Annotated in this window: 13 protein-coding genes; 6 read left to right on the forward strand and 7 right to left on the reverse strand. The window is 68.1% G+C overall.

Features of this window, described 5'->3' with window-relative positions; all coding sequences use genetic code 11:
* Positions 1 to 109: 109 nt before the first annotated feature.
* The 5 genes from AB0F17_RS54655 to AB0F17_RS54675 all read right to left on the reverse strand — a co-directional run bounded on the left by AB0F17_RS54655 (position 110) and on the right by AB0F17_RS54675 (position 4,328).
* The gene (locus AB0F17_RS54655) at positions 110 to 406 is read right to left on the reverse strand and encodes a hypothetical protein (protein ID WP_358041462.1); all 297 of its coding nucleotides are present in this window, start codon (positions 404 to 406) and stop codon (positions 110 to 112) included.
* Positions 407 to 679: 273 nt separating this feature from the next.
* Positions 680 to 871: an HNH endonuclease signature motif containing protein gene (locus AB0F17_RS54660; RefSeq protein WP_358041465.1), complete on the reverse strand. Its 192-nt coding sequence runs from the start codon at positions 869 to 871 to the stop codon at positions 680 to 682.
* 401 nt (positions 872 to 1,272) lie between these two features.
* Positions 1,273 to 2,208: an AAA family ATPase gene (locus tag AB0F17_RS54665; RefSeq protein WP_358041468.1), complete on the reverse strand. Its 936-nt coding sequence runs from the start codon at positions 2,206 to 2,208 to the stop codon at positions 1,273 to 1,275.
* Positions 2,209 to 2,273: 65 nt separating this feature from the next.
* Positions 2,274 to 3,917: a recombinase family protein gene (locus AB0F17_RS54670; RefSeq protein WP_358041471.1), complete on the reverse strand. Its 1,644-nt coding sequence runs from the start codon at positions 3,915 to 3,917 to the stop codon at positions 2,274 to 2,276.
* 222 nt (positions 3,918 to 4,139) lie between these two features.
* Positions 4,140 to 4,328: a DUF5999 family protein gene (locus tag AB0F17_RS54675; RefSeq protein WP_358041474.1), complete on the reverse strand. Its 189-nt coding sequence runs from the start codon at positions 4,326 to 4,328 to the stop codon at positions 4,140 to 4,142.
* A gap of 853 nt (positions 4,329 to 5,181) precedes the next feature.
* Here AB0F17_RS54675 and AB0F17_RS54680 point away from each other — a divergent pair.
* From AB0F17_RS54680 to AB0F17_RS54690, 3 genes are all read left to right on the forward strand, one after another.
* Positions 5,182 to 6,291 carry a serine/threonine-protein kinase gene (locus AB0F17_RS54680; protein ID WP_358041477.1) on the forward strand — a complete coding sequence of 370 codons (1,110 nt, stop codon included), beginning with the start codon at positions 5,182 to 5,184 and terminating at the stop codon, positions 6,289 to 6,291.
* Positions 6,292 to 6,326: 35 nt separating this feature from the next.
* On the forward strand, positions 6,327 to 8,450 hold the full coding sequence (locus tag AB0F17_RS54685; protein ID WP_358041480.1) for a serine/threonine-protein kinase: 2,124 nt from the start codon (positions 6,327 to 6,329) through the stop codon (positions 8,448 to 8,450).
* Between the two features lie 141 nt (positions 8,451 to 8,591).
* Positions 8,592 to 9,983, forward strand: coding sequence for a class II fumarate hydratase (locus tag AB0F17_RS54690; protein WP_358041483.1), 1,392 nt, complete (start codon positions 8,592 to 8,594; stop codon positions 9,981 to 9,983).
* Between the two features lie 63 nt (positions 9,984 to 10,046).
* On the opposite strand, the gene trpD is transcribed toward AB0F17_RS54690, so the two are convergent.
* Positions 10,047 to 11,129, reverse strand: coding sequence for an anthranilate phosphoribosyltransferase (gene trpD / locus AB0F17_RS54695; RefSeq protein ID WP_358041486.1), 1,083 nt, complete (start codon positions 11,127 to 11,129; stop codon positions 10,047 to 10,049).
* Positions 11,130 to 11,344: 215 nt separating this feature from the next.
* Here trpD and AB0F17_RS54700 point away from each other — a divergent pair, with 215 nt between their 5' ends.
* The 3 genes from AB0F17_RS54700 to AB0F17_RS54710 all read left to right on the forward strand — a co-directional run bounded on the left by AB0F17_RS54700 (position 11,345) and on the right by AB0F17_RS54710 (position 15,386).
* Positions 11,345 to 12,097 (forward strand): SDR family NAD(P)-dependent oxidoreductase, encoded by a 753-nt coding sequence (locus AB0F17_RS54700; protein ID WP_358041489.1) that lies wholly within the window; start codon positions 11,345 to 11,347, stop codon positions 12,095 to 12,097.
* Between the two features lie 112 nt (positions 12,098 to 12,209).
* Positions 12,210 to 14,069, forward strand: a complete 1,860-nt coding sequence (locus AB0F17_RS54705; protein ID WP_358041492.1) for a GAF domain-containing protein — start codon at positions 12,210 to 12,212, stop codon at positions 14,067 to 14,069.
* A gap of 30 nt (positions 14,070 to 14,099) precedes the next feature.
* Positions 14,100 to 15,386, forward strand: coding sequence for an MFS transporter (locus tag AB0F17_RS54710; protein ID WP_358041496.1), 1,287 nt, complete (start codon positions 14,100 to 14,102; stop codon positions 15,384 to 15,386).
* Here the strand turns inward: AB0F17_RS54710 and AB0F17_RS54715 are convergent.
* Positions 15,369 to 16,598 (reverse strand): transposase, encoded by a 1,230-nt coding sequence (locus AB0F17_RS54715; protein WP_358041498.1) that lies wholly within the window; start codon positions 16,596 to 16,598, stop codon positions 15,369 to 15,371. The genes AB0F17_RS54710 and AB0F17_RS54715 overlap by 18 nt on opposite strands.
* Between the last annotated feature and the right edge of the window lie 166 nt (positions 16,599 to 16,764).

Genomic DNA, 16,764 nt, shown 5'->3' on the forward strand with positions numbered 1-16,764 from the left:
GCACGAGGTCACCGAGGGCCTTCAACAACCTGTACGTGAATGAGGAGGGTCGAAGAGTCCCTCCCCACCTTCTATTAGAGGGGTGGATAGGTTATTTGTGCGAGAAACCTCAGCTCACGGCCGTTCGGATCTCCCACAGCACATCATCACAACGCAGTGAGCAGTACGGATCGAACTCTTCGGCGTCGATCTTGAGTCCACACTTCAGGCACAAGCCTTTGCTGAGGCGGTAGCGCTCCTGCGCTTTCTCTCGATCTCGTACACGCTTGGCGGCCTGACGGCACTCGGTCGAGCAGTAGCGAAGCCAAGGCCCAGGGCGGCCCGAACCAAGTTTCCGGATTTCTTTGTCGGGCTTAGCGCAATGGCCACACTTAAACGCCTGTGTGAGATAGCCGTCCTGAAACATGTCTGCCTGCTTTCCTGAGTCTCATAAGTAGTGATGCTCACGGTGAGCTACGGGAACCCCCGTAGCGCACGAATCATGTGTCATGTGAGGGATGACGGACACGATGTTCGTCGTCAGTGGGGGGAGACACTCCGTTCTGTGAGAGCGGGCGTCTCCGCATCTTGGAGCCCTTTGGCGGCTCTGATCAGGGAAGAGGCCGAGGTCGAAAGGGGTTTTCACACTGCCCACACCCTTTTCTGACGACCGTCGGCCAATAACTAACGAACTAACGAATCAACCTCGGCTCGTTCGACGGGTTCTGCTGGCCCGCCGCTCACGGAACGACTTGGCCTTGTGGTCCTCGGCGCAGATAGCGGCGAGGTTATCCAGCTCCCAGCTACCGCCTTCGGCGATGCATAGAATGTGATCAACCTCGGTGGCGTTGCTGCGGCGGCAGACGTAGCAGACTCCACTGTCTCTTTCCATGACCGCCTTGCGACGCCGTCGCCAGTCGGTTGGTCTGGACAGGTTCCTCTTGGATTTGACGGCCCACGCCCTGCGGCGGTGGGCGGAACACCTGCCTTGCCTCGGCAGAGAGATGCCGTGACAGCCTGTCTCATTGCAAATCTTGTTGGCCAAACTGGCTGGCTCCTTTCCCTAACAACAAAGACCCCGGTGGGGGCCGGGGTCCTGCTTGCATGTCCCTATTGACTACACAAGGGCCTCTCTAAAGGCCCTCAGAATGAACCTACTGTAGTTACCATGCCGAAGAATGCCGCCCCTCGAAGGGCGGCTTATCAAGTGAGTCCAAGTGGGTAAAGGGTGGGGCGGAGACCCACCTATTAGGGTATCCAGTACCCATGTATCCACCCTGCCGTTCCCCGTGGTCAGCGGGTCTGCTGATCAGCGGCCTCCGTAAGCTGCCAGCGTCCATCCGACTGGACAACGGGAATCGTCCCTTTGGTGAGATACCTCTTGTACGTGTTTTCACTGCCGTCGAACTCAGCAGCGAGACGCTTTGCCGTCTCATTTCGACTTAGGCCCTGGCAGTTTTCCATCAGCCATTGGGCGTGCTTGAGACGCATGTCCATCGTGGCCTTGTCCCGCTTTCGCTTGTCCTCGGCCTGCCTAACCTCACCAGCCTGGGCCACCGTGAAGCGCAGGCCGTCGCCGTCCTCAAGTGTCAGACGATAAACGGTGTCTGGTACATGATTGCCACGTGCCGTGAGTCGATGCGTTCCTGCACCCTGCCCGTTGATCTCCAAATAGAGAATATGCCGTGGCCATGACGTAATGAACTGCGATCCTATGGGCGTCTTTCCCTTGCCCAATCCCGGCTTACTCGCGTGATGGACCAGCACAACCGGCATGCCATATTGGACGAGCTTGGTGAGCCGCTCCAACGTCGGCTTGACTGTATGCCGGTTGTTGAGGTCCGCATCCGGGGGCAACAAGCCGTCCAGATTATCGACGATGAGGATCTCGGCCTTCTCCAGCGACCTTTCGAGGTCATAGCCCCTCGGCTCAGTAAGCGAGATGACATTCCTAAAGGTTGGGTCCAACGTCGTGTACCGACTGATGAACTCTGGCCATGCCCCTGCATCACTCAATGCAACCGCCACGGAGTGTGGCTTATTGATTGGAGCCCCTAAAAAGGGCTCCCCATTGGCCAGAGCATGCGCAAGCTGAGTAATGATCACCGACTTTCCCGCCTTAGGTTGGCCGTAGACAAGAGTGCCGGCCGATGAAACAAGCCCGTCGATAACAAACAAACTGTCGTGCTCGATCCGCTGCGCAAGTCCGGCTAGGGGAACGATCGCCATGCAGGAGACTCCTTACACTCAGATATGGATACGCCCCGCCGTAGCGGGGCGATTTCGCTTGAGGACTACAGGGCCAATGCTTCCTGTTTTATGGCGATACGAGACTGCGCCATCTCGGTAAGCCGCTCCAATGGAAGAGAGCTCCCGTCATCTCCAGGCGGAGTGTTGAAGTCGGTCCTGTAGTAGTCCAGATCATCCAGTTGAAGATTATTGCCCTGGATAACTTCCTTTAGATTCAAGAACTCCACCACGACACTCTCTTTGGCCCACTCAACCAGGTCTCGGAAGACGACGATGCGGATGTTGTGCTTCTTGAGGAAAGCTCGCTTCTGCTCGTCGTCTTTCTCTGCCCACACCTCCGCGTAGGTCCTGCCCGTGTTCACATACTTCGGAGCGCTGTCCAGCACTTCCACTTCCGCGCGAAGACGAGAGATCTTCGCCGAGAGGCTCTTGTGCATCTTCCAGTACGACTCTTGCTGTCCTTCCTCGTCGTACCTACCGGCCATGTAGTCCGTCTCAAGTCGATCGAGCCGCTTCTTCACGGCCTCCAGCTCGGTACGGATCGGGCCGGAGTCCACCGATGACTTCTCGAACACGGGGGCTTGTCCGAGGGCGCGGCCAACAGCGTCGTTCACGTACTGATCAAGACGTTCCCGCGTGCTTCGGGCCGGGAACCGGCACATGCCGGTCTGGAGGTTGTTGCAGGCGTAGTAGAAGTACTCGGTTCCCTTGGCGGTGTTCTTCGACTTCTTGGCGGACGACATGTTGGCACCGCAAACTCCACAGGTGGCCACTCCTCCAAGCATCGAACGTGAGGGGGTGGACCTGACCGCCTTCCGTTCATCGGTGGTGAACCGAACGACCATCTGGTTCCACTCATCGGGAGTCATGATCGGGTTGGAGGAGATCATGACCGGGTTACCCTCATCGTCCTCCACCTGCTCCCCCTTGTAGGTGAAGAGCCCCGCCGCAGTGGGGTTGGTGACGATGGCAACGATCGTGGCCGAAGCCCACTGGATTCCCCGAGGCGGCTTCCCCGACTTGATGCGCAGATAGTCCCGCCATGTCGGCACCTTGCGCCGGTTGAGGTCCACGGCGATCCGGTAGGCCGACCAATCGGTCTTCACCCTGTCCACGATCTCTCTGAGGAGAGCCGCATACTCGGGATCTTGGGCCAGCTTCTTGCCCTTGCCCGCCGTGCTGTCCGTGAACTGGTATCCGAACGGAAGCACTCCCCCGGTCCACACACCCATCTCTAGACGAGTCTGCGCGCTGGCCTGGATCCGGGCACGGATCGTGTTCAGCTCCCCCTCCGCGAACGCCGCGATGATCTGAGCGAACATCTTCCCCATGGGGGTGGACATGTCGATGCCCTCAGTCACAGACACGATCGTCTTGCCGCGCTTCTCGCACCACTCGACCAGTTCGGCGAAGTGCTTCGAGCGACGGGTCAGCCTGTCGATCTTGAGTACGGCGATGACATCGAACTCGCTCTCCCGCTCCGTGAGCCACGGACCTAGCTTCGGTCGCTTGAACGGGTCGAGGCCGCCGGACACGTCCAGGTCCTCAGCCCACCCGATCACGGTTCCGCTGACATGAGGGGCGTTGACCCAGTGGTGGATCGCGTCTCGCTGACGTTCGGGGGCTGTGCTGGCATCGGTGGTGACACTGAGTCTGATCACGCCAAGCACGCGGGGGGTCTCGATCATGGATGTGATCGTAGAGGTGTTGCCGTTAGACAAACAAGGGTGACGACTTCTTCACCGATCGCACCGGGCCGGTCCTGTCGATAGGTCGCCGCTGACGGTCTCGCGAACCGGTCCCCACTGACGGTCTCGTCAATCGGTCACCGCTGGGGGGTCTTGTCAATCGGTCGCCGAGGGGTGCCGGGTGGGCCGTTTCGGGCCAGTTCGGCACCGGTCGGGTGACGCTCAGGCGGCCACGAGACCGCGGTGGGGCGCGACGACGGAGCCGTCGGGAAGGAGCAACCCGGTGTCCTCGAACAGCACCACGCCATTGCACAGCAGGCTCCAACCCTGGTCAGGGTGAGCCGAGATCACGTGGGCAGCCTCACGGTCGGGTGAGTCGGCGGCGGGACAGAGCGGGTAGTGACTGCACATCGTGCACCTCTCAGAAGACGCTCCTGTGGCGTGGGTTTCAAAAGGGCAGCTGTCGCCCCGACGGCGTGCGAAGGTCCAGCGCGGGCACGATCGGCCTCTTCGTCGGTCGGCGACGAACCTGACTGCGGCGCATCCTCATCACGTCCCTCAACGAACTCGTCATGGCTATTCGTTCCGGTAAAGCACCAGGGCCGTATGTTCCCAGTGTGACCGCCGACACTGACAGTTTCGGCCGCCGGTGGGTCCATGAGTTCCCCTTAACTTCACTGTGCCCCAGAGCCCTTACGACACCCTTACAAGTCGCTGACGGCTGCGTCAGACCCCTAGCGGCAACCCTGCCGGATACCTGCGAACTTCTTGCCGGGCATCGCGCACATTCCTGGTGACCAACTTGGGCCGGGCGCCGTATCGGCAGGTCAGTGGCCTGGGACCCGTTCGCGCGGGCGACGCCGCCACCCCGCCCGTACGTCTGACCCCGAGCCCGCCTTCGCCGGCGAGACCTTGTCGCCGCACCAGGCCGGGTCCGTCGGCGGCGCCGACGGCACCCTGGACAGGCCGGCCGAGGCGCGCTACAAAGGCAGGTTCGGCCGGGAGATGACCGTCTCGGCACGGTCGAACGGTCCAGCGGGAGCAGGCTGGTCATCGGGCCGAATTGCCAGCATCATGGGAGCACCACGCTCGGGAGCACCCCTACTACTCGCGGTATCGCAATGTCCGTGGAGCCTGATCAACGGGACCGATGTGGCCGACAGGTTTGCTGACGTCACGAGTCAGACGAGTTGACTTAACTTCGCAACATTTTATCGGCCCCGCCTCTACTGGTCGGTTTACACAAATAGGTAAGCTGCCTGCCATGCGTGCGCCCTCCGGTTACCTACTCGCCGCGCGCTACCGGCTTCTCGAACCGGTCGGTCGCGGCGGCATGGGTACCGTTTGGCGAGCGCACGACGAGCTGCTCGACCGCGACGTGGCGGTCAAGGAGGTCCGGCTGCCGGCCGTGCTCGACGAGGAGCTGCGGGCCGAGCTGTGCGCCCGCACCGAGCGCGAGGGCAGGGCGACCGCGATGGTCGCGCACCCTTCGGTCATCACCGTGTTCGACGTGGTCACCGAGGACGACCGGCCGTGGATCGTCATGGAGTTGCTCCAGGCCAGGTCCCTTGAGCAGCTCATCCTGGAGGACGGACCGCTCCATCCGCGCAAGGCCGCCGAGATCGGGCGGCAGATCCTCGGCGCGCTGCGGGCCGTACACGCGAAGGGGATCCTGCACCGCGACGTGAAGCCCAGCAACGTGCTGGTGATGGAGGACCGGGCGGTCCTGACGGACTTCGGGCTGGCCGCACTGGAAGGTGACGTTTCCATCACCCAGGCGGGCATCGTGCTCGGTTCAGCCGGATACATCGCTCCAGAGCGGGTGCTGGGATCGAAGGCCAGTCCGGCCGGCGATCTGTGGTCGCTCGGCGCGACCCTCTACACCGCCGTCGAGGGCAGGGGCCTGCATGGGCGCCGTACGGCCGCCGCCGCGCTGGCCGCGCTCACCAGTGGCGAGCCGATCCCGATGACGAAGGCCGGGCCGCTGGCGCCGGTTCTCGACGCGCTGCTCCGCATCGACCCGCAGACCAGGCTCGACTCCGTACGCGCCTCATTGATGCTGGCCAGGGTGGCTGCGGGCGGCTCCGCGGAGGAGCCACTGGCCCCCAGCGGATCGGGGCGGCCGACGCCGGTGATCACCGCACCCTCTTTCACGCGCAGGCCCGCGCACCGCGGGCTGCATCGGGCGGAGGCCACGGCCGCCGCCTTGGTGGTGCCACCACCACGTCAAGAACGCCGGCAGGGTGAAGGCGTCCATCGGAAGAGAGTCGAGCCTCGACCTACTCCGTCCACTTATGCCCGTTTCAAAGCGACGGTGATAAAGTTGTGCCTTCCTCGACGGTTCTGGCCAAGAGAACTTCGCAAGCGAGGGTAAAGCACTTCCCAAGCGAGAATCGATATCTTCTTCTCATGCCGGAACAGCAGACACGCCTGCTCGCGGAGCGCTACGAGCTCATCGCACCCCTCGGTCGAGGGACCATGGGTACGGTGTGGCGCGCCCGTGATCGCGCGCTCGGGCGCGAGGTGGCGGTCAAGGAAATCCGCCAGGACCCGGGTCTCACCGAGGAACAGCGGGCCGAGCTGCGCGAGCGCATGGTCCGCGAGGGGCGCATCGCCGCCCGGATCAACCACCCGTCCGTCGCCGCCATCCACGACGTGCTCATCCACGACAACAGCCCATGGATCATCATGGAGCTCATCGAGGCCCGCTCCCTGGAGCAGGTGATCGACGAAGAGGGCCCGCTGCCGCCCCGGCTGGTGGCGGAGATCGGCGTCGACCTGCTCGGCGCCCTGCGCGCGGCGCACGCCCAGGGCATCACGCATCGCGACGTCAAGCCGGGCAACGTGCTCATCACCGAGAACGGCCGGGTGGTGCTGACCGACTTCGGCATCGCCAAGGCCGAGGGTGACTCCCGGCTCACCAAGACCGGCATGGTCATCGGCTCTCCCGGCTACACGGCGCCGGAGCGCGCCAGGGGCGAGTACACCGGGCCCGAGTCCGACGTCTGGTCGCTCGGGGCGACGCTGTACTTCGCGGTCGAGGGCCGTCCGGCGTACGAGCGGGCCACGATCGCGGAGACGCTCGCCGCGCTGCTGAGCGAGAACGCCGACCCGCCCACCCAGGCCGGTTCGCTGCGTCCGGTGCTGACCGGGCTGCTGGACAAGGACCACAAGCGGCGCTTGACGGCGGCCAAGGCGGAGACCCTGCTCCGGATGGTCGCCGACACGCCCACGAGCGAGATGCAGGCGATCACGGCCGAGGCCCTGATCGCCCAGGAGGCCGGCGTGCCCGACTCGAACGACACGTCACCCGCCGGACCGGCCCCCATAGCGGCCGGCCCGTGGGGCACTCCACCCGCCGCACCCGGCCGTGGAGCCCAGGGTGCGCCGTCGGGGCCCGGTTGGGATGCGCAGGCTCCGCACGCGGCGAGCGGGGCGTTCGGTCCGGGCGGTCCGAGCGGGCCGACGCTGGCCGGGGCGGGCGGTCCGGCCGGTCAAGGCGGGCAAGCTGGTCGAGGTGGGCAATCCGGCCGAGGCGGGCAAGCCGCTCAGAGCGGCTCTGCGGCGGGCAGTCAGAGCGGCCCTGCGGGTCCGGGCGGGCAGGCCGGTCAGAGCGGCCCTGCGGGTCAAGGCTGGCAGGCGGCTCAGGGCGGCCAGACCGCTCAGGGCGGGCAAGCTGCTCAGGGCGGGCAAGCGAGGGGCGGTCAGGGGCCGATGGGCGGGCCCCAGGGACAGGCAGGCGGGCCGCAGGGTCGTAGGGCCGGGTCGCGGCCGAATGCGCCCGGCACGTCCCCTCAGGGCCCCGCGACAGGACCGCAGGCAGCACGGGCAGGCGCGGCCTCCGACGTGTGGACCGCCAGTCCGACGGGCGGAGTTCAGCCGCACGGACCCTCGGGCGCCCCGTCCGGCCCCGCCGGCGCTGGGCAGGGGCCCGCGGGCTCTCGGCGCGGTGCCGCCGACGCTCCGCAGGGCCCGGGTGGTGGTCCGCAGGGCCCGGGTGGCGGTTCACAGGGTCCCGGTGGTGGTCTGCAGGGCCCTGGTGGCGGTTCACAGGGTTCCGGTGGCGGTCCGCAGAGCCCGGGTGGTGGTCCGCGTGGTGCCGGGCGCGGTGTTCCGACCGGGCCTCGCCCCAGCGGTGCGTACGACCCCGAGCGGACCATCAGCGTGGCGCGTCCGAAGGCCCCCAGACCGCAGGACCCGTCACGACGTGGCTCCGACGAGGAGAGCACCGTCACCACCCGCATCCACCAGGCCCCGGGACAGCAGGTGTACCCGCTGCCCCCACCCCAGCAGCACCCCCAGCCAGGACCGCGCGGCCCACAACCAGGACCCCGCGGCCCGCAGCAGGCGCCACCCCCGATGGGGCAGGAGCGCCAGGCCGGACAGGGGCTGGGAACGGATCTGTTCGCCATCGCGAAGGAGCCCGAACAGGGCCCCACCGGCAACCGCAACGGCATGCTGGTCCTGATGGCCGTGGCCGCGGCCGCCGCCGTGGTGATCGCCGTACTCATCGTGGCGCTCCTGTCGAGCTGACCCGGCCTCGTCGGGACGCCCCGACCGGCCACCGAGCCGACCGCACCTCACCGTGGCGCTCCTGACGACGCCGAGCCGGCCCAACTTTGTCGGGATGCCCCTTTCGGGCTGATCCGGCAAGCGTGAGCCAGACTGGGAGGCATGAGCGAGTTCCGCATTGAACATGACTCCATGGGTGAGGTGCGCGTTCCGGTCGGCGCCAAATGGCGCGCGCAGACGCAGCGGGCGGTGGAGAACTTCCCGGTGTCCGGACGGCCGCTGGAGCCGTCGCACATCGCCGCGCTCGGCCTGATCAAGGCGGTCGCCGCCGAGGTCAACGGAGAGCTCGGCGTACTCGAAAAGGATCTGTCCGAGGCAATCGCGCAGGCCGCGGCCGACGTCGCGGAGAACGAGCACGACGACCACTTCCCGATCGACGTCTTCCAGACCGGTTCCGGCACCTCGTCCAACATGAACGCCAACGAGGTCATCGCGACGCTGGCCCAGGAGCGGCTGGGCCGGCCCGTGCACCCGAACGACCACGTCAACGCCTCGCAGTCGTCCAATGACGTGTTCCCGACCTCGATCCACGTGGCGGCGGCGACGGAGGTGACCTACCACCTGCTGCCCTCGCTGGAACACCTGGCGGCGGCGCTGCGGGCCAAGGCGATCCAGTTCGACCAGGTGGTGAAGTCGGGCCGGACGCATCTCATGGACGCCACGCCCGTGACGCTGGGGCAGGAGTTCGCCGGCTACGCCACGCAGATCGAGCACGGCACCGTACGGGTGAGGTCGGCGCTCGGGCACGTACTCGAGCTGCCCCTGGGCGGCACGGCGGTGGGCACCGGCATCAACACCCCGCCGGGCTTCGCGAACATGGCGATCGAGAAGCTGCGTGAGGCGACCGGGATCCCGTTCCGAGAGGCGATGGACCACTTCGAGGCGCAGAGCGCGCAGGACTCCATCGTCGAGCTCTCGGGACAGCTGAAGGTGGTGGCGGTCTCGCTCAACAAGATCGCCAACGATCTCCGGTGGATGGGCTCCGGACCGCGCGCCGGGCTCGGCGAGATCAACCTGCCGGACCTGCAGCCGGGTTCGTCCATCATGCCCGGCAAGGTCAACCCAGTGATCCCCGAGGCCACGGTCATGGTCGCGGCACAGGTCATCGGCAACGACGCGGCGATCACCTTCGCGGGCGCGTCGGGCAACTTCGAGCTGAACGTGCAACTGCCGGTCATCGCGCGGAACATCCTGGAGTCGATCCGGCTGCTGGCGAACGTCTCGCGGCTGCTGGCCGACCGGTGCGTGGCCGGGATCACGGCGAACGTGCCGCGGCTGCGGGAGTACGCGGAGTCGTCGCCGTCGATCGTCACGCCGCTGAACCGGCATGTGGGCTATGAGGAGGCGGCGAAGATCGCCAAGCAGGCGTTGTCGGAGCGCAAGACGATCCGCGAGGTGGTCATCGAACGCGGCCACGTGGCGGCCGGCCGGCTCACGGAGGAGCAACTCGACGCCCTGCTGGACGTGCTCTCCATGACCCGGCCCGCCGAGTGACAGCCTCGAACCGCCCGGTGGGTGGCGCGCCCAACAGGTGAGCGGAGTCAGTGCCGACCAGCTTCAAACCGCCCGGTGAGTGGCGTGCGCCCAGCGGGTGAGCAGGGTCGCGGCGGCACCTGAGTCGACGGCGTCACCCGCTCGCTTGTACGCCTGGGCGAGTGCCTCGGTGAGGCCGTCGGCCGGTGGCGTGCCGTCGGCCGCCACCAGGGCGGCCGACGCGTTCAGCAAGACGATGTCGCGGACCGGCCCCCGCTCCCCCGCCAGGACCGCCCTGGCCACCGCCGCGTTGTGCGCCGCGTCGCCGCCGACCAGGTCGGACGGGTGTGCTCGCGGGATCGACAGGTCCGCCGGGTCGAAGCGGGTCGGGGTCACCGTGCCCCTGCGTACGAGCCAGACGGCCGAGGGGCCGGAGGTGGTGAGTTCGTCGAGGCCGTCGTCGCCGCGGAAGACCAGCGAGGAGCCGCCGCGCTCCGCGAGGACGCCCGCGATGACCGGCGCCAGGTCCCGGTGGAAGACGCCGACCGCCTGCGCGGCCGGCAGGGCGGGGTTGGTGAGGGGGCCGAGGAAGTTGAAGACCGTCGGCACACCCAGCTCCCGCCGCGCCCCGGAGGTGCGTTTCAACGCCGGGTGGAAGGTGGGCGCGAAGCAGAACGTGATGCCGACCTCCTCCACGACCCGGACGACGCCGGCCGGCGGCAGGTCGATGACCAGGCCGAGCTCCTCCAGCAGGTCGGCGGCTCCGGTGCTCGAGGAGGCGGCCCGGCCGCCGTGCTTGACGACCTTGGCCCCGGCGGCCGCCGCCACGATGGCCGCCATGGTGGAGATGTTGACCGTGTTGGCCCGGTCGCCGCCTGTGCCGACCAGGTCGACCGGGTCGCCGGGGATCCTGATGGCCGCCGATCTGGCGAGCATGCCGTCGGCCAGGCCGGACACCTCCGCCACGGTCTCGCCCTTGGCCCGCATGGCGATGGCGAAGGCAGCGATCTGGGCGTCCGTGGCGGCGCCGGACATGATCTGGTCCATGGCCCAGGAGGCCTGGCCGGAGGTGAGCGAGGTGCCGTCGAGGAGTGTGCTGAGCAACGCTGGCCAGGTTGTCACGGAACGCCCTTTCGTCTGGGGTGCTCGACAAGGGGGTCCGGACATGACGACGGCCGCCTCGTCGAGGCGGCCGGGGTGCGTATGCGCTAGGAGGACCGCCTAGAAGGCGGGCCACCAGGAGTACGAATACGCGTGCATAGGGAAAACCGTATCAGGGACCCGGGCACGGCGGCCTTCCAGACACACCACATAAGGCGGCATCGATCTATGTTGCGGACACCCATGCCACCCTCGCCCCGTGAGCGCTTAGGGTCGGAGACATGGCGAAGGAGCTGACGGGGCGGACGGCGCTGGTCACGGGGGGCGGGGCCGGGATCGGGGCCGCCTGCGCGAGACGGCTGGCCGCCGGTGGGGCGAGGGTGCTGGTCGTCGACCGGAGCGCGGAGTCGGCGGAGAAGGTGGCCGCCGAGCTCGGCGGGGTGCCGGTGGTGGCGGACCTGAGCGATCCGGAGTTCCTCCGCGCCCTGCCGGAGGAGCCCGTCGACATCGTGGTCAACAACGCGGGGTTCCAGCACGTGGCGCCGATCGAGGAGTTTCCGCCCGCGGTGTTCGCCACGATGCTGCGGGTCATGGTCGAGGCGCCGTTCCTGATCGCTCGGCAGGTGCTGCCGGGGATGTACGAGCGGGGCTGGGGGCGGTTCGTCAGCATCTCGTCGGTGCACGGGCTGCGGGCTTCGCCGTACAAGTCGGCGTACACGACGGCCAAGCATGGGCTGGAGGGGTTCTCCAAGGTCGTCGCGCTCGAAGGGGCGCCCCACGGGGTGACCTCCACCTGTGTGTGCCCGGCGTACGTACGGACCGGGCTGGTCGAGAGCCAGATCGCCGACCAGGCGAAGGCGCACGGCATCGACCCCGGCGAGGTCGTCGAGGACATCATGCTCCAGCCCGCGGCGATCAAGCGGCTGATCGAGCCCGAGGAGGTGGCCGAGCTGGTCGCCTACCTGTGCGGCCCGGCCGGATCGTTCATCACCGGCGTCTCCCTCCCCGTCGACGGCGGCTGGACGGCACGCTAGTGGTGCGAGGGAGCGCCGTCGCCTGGAGGAGGAGCGCCGGGAGCGAAGCGACCAGAGCGACGGGGGAAGGCGGCGGCATTGGGCGACCGAGCCCGCCGAACGGAGTGAGGCAATGAGCAGGCGCTTTCTGGAACTGCTGGCCAGGGAGGCGTCGGCGGTCGAGTTCGAGGGGCCGATCATCCAGGCCAGGGCCGCGGGTGCCGACGCGGCGACGGTCGAGGAGCTGGAGCTGGCCAAGGTCGACGCGCTCAAGGTGCGCGCGCTGCTCAAACGCCGGGCCAGGCGCGAGGCCGAGTTGTCGGCGCTCTACGACACCGCCAACGACCTGGCCGCGCTGCGCGACCTCGACGCGGTGCTGGAGGCGATCGTGCACCGCGCCAGGCAACTGCTCGCGACCGACACCGCCTACCTCACGCTGCACGATCCCGCCCGCGGCGACACGTACATGCAGGTGACGGACGGCTCGATCTCGGCCAAGTTCCGGGCGCTCCGGCTGGCCATGGGCGCGGGGCTGGGCGGGCTGGTCGCGCAGACCGCCACGCCGTACGCGACCGCCGACTACTTCGCCGACGCCCGCTTCCACCACAAGAACCACATCGACGAAGCCGTCACCGAGGAAGGGCTGGTCGCGATCCTCGGCGTGCCGCTGCGGCTGGGGCAGCGGGTGATCGGCGTGCTGTTCGCGGCCAACCGCAGCGCCAGGCCGTTCCTGCAGGAGGAGGTGTCGCTGCTGGCGAGCCTGGCGGCGCACGCGGCCGTCGCGATCGACAACGCCAGGCTGCTGCAGGAGACCAGGAACGCCCTCGAAGAGCTGTCCGCCGCGCACCGCACGGTCAGGGAGCACGGCCAGGCCGTCGAACGCGCCGCGCTGGCCCACGACCGGATGACCTCGCTGGTGCTGCGGGGTGGCGGCATCGAGGACGTGGCCGCCGTGGTGACCGACGTGCTCGGCGGCTCGCTGGCCGTACTCGACGACCTGGGCCGACCGATCACCGGAGACGTCGGCGAGCTGGATCCGGGCGTGTTCGAGGCCGCGCAGGCGTCCAGGGCGCTGGGCCGTACCGTGCGCCGGGCGGATCTGCTGATCGCGTCGGTGGACGTCGGCGGCGAGCCGCTCTGCACGCTGATCCTTCGCAGCGACGACGCCGACGAGCGCATCCTGGAGCGGGCGGCGCTGGTCTGCGCGCTGCTGCTGCTGTTCCGCAGGAGCGTCGCCGAGGCGGAGGGGCGGGTGCGGGGCGAGCTGCTCGACGACCTGATCTCCAGGCCCGGCTCTCCCGGGCTGGCCGACCGGGCGCGCCGGCTGGGCGTGGACCTGAGCGCGCCGCACGTCATGGTGGTGGTCCGGCACGAGGGGCAGCGCGAGCGGGCCGCGTTCTGGGCGTCGTCGCAGGCGGCCCAACGCCATGGGCTGGCCGCCGGGCGGGCCGGAGAGGTGGTCCTGCTGCTGCCCGGCGGCGACGCGGGCGCCATCGCGCAGCGCGTCGCGGCCGAGCTGAGCGCGTCCCTGCACACCCCCGCCACGGCCGGGGCGTCGCGCAAGAGCGATGTCGCCGCGGCCTACCAGGAGGCGCGGCGCTGCGCCGATGCGCTCATCGCGCTGGGCCGGACGGGTGACGGCGCGAGCGCGGGCGAGCTCGGCTTCGTCGGCCTGCTGATCGGCGACGTCCGCGACGTGCCCGGTTACGTCGGCTCGGTGCTCGGGCCGGTGGTCGAGTACGACGCCCGCAGGGGCACCGTGCTGGCCGACACGCTGACCGCCTACTTCGGCTCGGGCGGCTCACCCTCCCGTACGGCCGACGTCATGCACATTCACGTCAACACCGTCACCCAGCGGCTCGACCGCATCGGCAAACTCCTGGGCGACGGCTGGCTGGAGCCGGAGCGGGCGCTGGAGATCCAGCTCGCGCTCCGCCTGCACCGGCTCGGCCACACATCCTCACCACAGACTGTGGGTCCGGACGCCATATGAGTGACGCCGGTCACTCCCTAGCGTGACGGTATGGCCACTTCCATCAAGAAGATCGTCGCTGCGAGCCTGATCGGCACCACCATCGAGTGGTACGACTTCTTCCTGTACGGCTCGGCAGCCGCCCTCGTCTTCAACAAGATCTTTTTCCCCACCGCCGACCCCCTGACCGGGACGCTCCTCGCGTTCCTCACCTACGCCGTCGGGTTCGTCGCCCGTCCGCTCGGCGGCCTGATCTTCGGCCACTTCGGCGACCGACTCGGCCGCAAGCGGCTGCTGGTGGTCAGCCTGCTGCTGATGGGCGCCGCCACGTTCCTGATCGGCTGCCTGCCGACGTACGCGGGCGTGGGCGCCGCCGCGCCGCTGCTGCTGACCCTGCTCCGGCTGGTGCAGGGCTTCGCGCTGGGCGGCGAGTGGGGCGGCGCGGTGCTGATCGTCTCCGAGCACGGCGACGCGGCGCGGCGCGGCTTCTGGGCCTCCTGGCCGCAGGCGGGCGCGCCGGGCGGCAACCTGCTGGCCACCGGCGTGCTGGCGATACTGGCCGCCTGGCAGTCGGACGAGGCGTTCCTGGCGTGGGGCTGGCGGGTGCCGTTCCTGCTGTCGGGCGTGCTGGTGCTGATCGGGCTGTGGATCCGGCTGTCGATCACCGAGTCGCCGGTGTTCCAGCAGGCCGAGCCGGAGGAGACGGCGCCGATCATCGGCGTGCTGCGCCACCACTGGCGGGACGTCGTCACCGCGATCGGCGCCCGGCTGGCGGAGAACATCTCCTTCTACCTCCTCACGGTCTTCGTCATCACCTACGCGAAGGCCAACAAGATCGAGAACTCCACCGTGCTCAACGCCGTGCTGATCGCCTCGGCCATCCACTTCGTCACGATCCCGATGTGGGGCGCGCTGTCGGACCGGATCGGCCGCCGCCCGATGTACCTGGCCGGGGCCGCCGGCATCGGGCTGTGGATCTTCGCGTTCTTCCCGCTCGTCAGCACCGGCAACTTCCTGGCCATCACGCTCGCCATCACCGTGGGCCTGCTCTTCCACGGCATGATGTACGGCCCGCAGGCGGCCTTCTTCGCCGAGCTGTTCGGCACCAGAATGCGGTACACCGGGGTGTCGATCGGCGCCCAGTTGTCGGCGATCGTGGCCGGGGCACTGGCCCCGATCATCGCGGTCGCGCTGCTGAAGAGCTACGGCAGCAGCCTGCCGATCTCCATCTACCTCGGCCTGGCGGCCGTCCTCACCCTGGTCGCGGTCTTCGCCGCCAGGGAGACTAAGGGCCGCGACCTGGCCGAGAAGGTGCACGTATCAACTACCACCGGTTGAATCTGGTGGTTTGCTCTCGCGGTCCCGTCTGGGTGAAGGGAGGCCGGTAGCGTGTGGCTGGTTGACAGCAGCCCAGCCCGCTACGCCGCGTGCGGCGATGTTGCGGGCCGCGATGTGGTCGGCGTGCCCAGCGAGGCCACACCGGGTGCAGAGGAACCGGCCCCGCGCCGGACGGTTCGCCCTGCTGACGTTCCCGCAGTCTGGACAGGCCTGCGAGGTGTAGGCGGGGTCGACCAGGATGAAGGCGACTCCGGCTCGGGCGGCTTTGTAGCGGGTGAAGGTGAGCTGCTGGGCGAAGGCCCAGTTGTGCAGGGTGCGTCGCTGGAGCCGGTGAGCCCTGACCCGGCCGCGGATACCCTGAAGATCCTCCAGGGCTATCCCGCGGCCGGTGCGTTCGGCTTCACGCACCACGTACTTGCTGATTTGGTGGTTGAGGTCGGTCATCATCCGGTGCTCACGCCCGGCAAGGCGGCGCAGCACCCGCCGCGCCGCCGACGTGCCCTTCTTCTGCAACCGGCGGCGTTGACGATGCCGCCGTTCCCGCAGGGTGCGGACGTGGCCGTTGCCGCCGATCGGGCCGGGCAAGGCGGGGCCGGGCAGCACCACCCGGTCGGAGGTGACCGCCAGGTTCGCTATCCCTTGATCCACCCCGACGAAGCCGCCGACCGGCTCACGCACCACTGGTGTGGGCAGGGTGAGGGCGACCTGCAGCAGCCACACGCCGCGTCGGCAGATCAGGTCGGCCTCTCCCATCGGCAGCGTATCGATGGCTTTGAGGTCGTCTGGTCGGCCGGTGTAGGGGACGGTGACGCGGCCTGCGGGGGTCCACAGCGACACCGTCCGGGCGTCACGGTTGAAGCTCATCAGCCGGGCGTCGTAGGGGACGGCGCCGTGCGGGCGGAAGATGTGGGCGCGTTTCTTGCTGGCGCGCCGGTTGGCGTACGCGCCGGCGACCCGGGCGATCGCCCGCACGGCCGCTTGCGCGCCCAGCCCGGCCATCTGCGCCCGCACCTCGTAATAGGCCAGCCGATGCAACTCCACCACGGCGAAGGTGCGGTGCTGCCAGGCCAGGCGGGAGACGACGGTGGCCGCCTGATTGCACACCTGCACCGCCGCTGCCAGCGCGTCGGCCTGGACCGGGGCGGGTGTGAGTCGCAGTTGCACGACGGTGGGCAGGCCGTGGCGTTTGGTGGTGGAGCGGCGGATCGCCATCGCGCACCTCCTGTCACAGCGCCATCACTCACCGCACACATTGCCGAACGTGACCGAGTCTTTCCATACTGTTTTCGAAAGGAGGATTGGCACTTTCGCCCGGCCCTGAAGGACCGGGTCCCCGCGCCACCATTCAGATGAAGGTCACCACGCCGTCTACGCCGAG

This window comes from Nonomuraea sp. NPDC026600 (genome assembly GCF_040638335.1).
In the GTDB taxonomy this organism is placed as follows: domain Bacteria; phylum Actinomycetota; class Actinomycetes; order Streptosporangiales; family Streptosporangiaceae; genus Nonomuraea.

What these genes read in the sequence shown, in the direction of transcription:
- AB0F17_RS54665 (WP_358041468.1), bottom strand. Translation starts at nt 2,208, where the DNA reads ATGGCGATCGTTCCCCTAGCCGGACTTGCGCAGCGGATCGAGCACGAC.
- AB0F17_RS54660 (WP_358041465.1), bottom strand. Translation starts at nt 871, where the DNA reads ATGGAAAGAGACAGTGGAGTCTGCTACGTCTGCCGCCGCAGCAACGCC.
- AB0F17_RS54715 (WP_358041498.1), bottom strand. Translation starts at nt 16,598, where the DNA reads ATGGCGATCCGCCGCTCCACCACCAAACGCCACGGCCTGCCCACCGTC.
- AB0F17_RS54705 (WP_358041492.1), top strand. Translation starts at nt 12,210, where the DNA reads ATGAGCAGGCGCTTTCTGGAACTGCTGGCCAGGGAGGCGTCGGCGGTC.
- trpD (WP_358041486.1), bottom strand. Translation starts at nt 11,129, where the DNA reads ATGTCCGGACCCCCTTGTCGAGCACCCCAGACGAAAGGGCGTTCCGTG.
- AB0F17_RS54680 (WP_358041477.1), top strand. Translation starts at nt 5,182, where the DNA reads ATGCGTGCGCCCTCCGGTTACCTACTCGCCGCGCGCTACCGGCTTCTC.
- AB0F17_RS54670 (WP_358041471.1), bottom strand. Translation starts at nt 3,917, where the DNA reads ATGATCGAGACCCCCCGCGTGCTTGGCGTGATCAGACTCAGTGTCACC.
- AB0F17_RS54700 (WP_358041489.1), top strand. Translation starts at nt 11,345, where the DNA reads ATGGCGAAGGAGCTGACGGGGCGGACGGCGCTGGTCACGGGGGGCGGG.
- AB0F17_RS54675 (WP_358041474.1), bottom strand. Translation starts at nt 4,328, where the DNA reads ATGTGCAGTCACTACCCGCTCTGTCCCGCCGCCGACTCACCCGACCGT.
- AB0F17_RS54690 (WP_358041483.1), top strand. Translation starts at nt 8,592, where the DNA reads ATGAGCGAGTTCCGCATTGAACATGACTCCATGGGTGAGGTGCGCGTT.
- AB0F17_RS54685 (WP_358041480.1), top strand. Translation starts at nt 6,327, where the DNA reads ATGCCGGAACAGCAGACACGCCTGCTCGCGGAGCGCTACGAGCTCATC.
- AB0F17_RS54655 (WP_358041462.1), bottom strand. Translation starts at nt 406, where the DNA reads ATGTTTCAGGACGGCTATCTCACACAGGCGTTTAAGTGTGGCCATTGC.
- AB0F17_RS54710 (WP_358041496.1), top strand. Translation starts at nt 14,100, where the DNA reads ATGGCCACTTCCATCAAGAAGATCGTCGCTGCGAGCCTGATCGGCACC.